The following is a 274-nucleotide window of genomic DNA, read 5'->3' on the forward strand; positions in this document are numbered from 1 at the left end:
GGGCACGGGCGTTAATGGCGTTTGCCTTGCGTCGCCCTGATGCCGAGGGGTTTGATGTGCACTTTCTGGAACCGGATGCCGATATCTACAGCAAGGATGCCGACGTTGCCTGCACCGCACTGAACCGCAGTGTCGAGCAAGTGGTCGCCATGGCACCGGAGCAATACCAGTGGACGTACAAACGCTTCAAGCGTCAGCCCGATGGCGCCCCCAGCCCGTATAAAGCAGCCGGGGTACCCTGAGACAAGCGCCCGTGTTGCGGGCGCACTCAGCC

The 274-nt window shown here is 62.0% G+C and carries 1 protein-coding gene; it reads left to right on the forward strand.

What is annotated here, in order from left to right; all coding sequences use genetic code 11:
* On the forward strand, nt 1-242 hold a 242-nt coding region (locus tag Q4563_RS19740; RefSeq protein ID WP_442903812.1), incomplete at its 5' end, for an LpxL/LpxP family acyltransferase.
* Between the last annotated feature and the right edge of the window lie 32 nt (nt 243-274).

It is taken from the genome of Gilvimarinus sp. 1_MG-2023 (assembly GCF_030548285.1).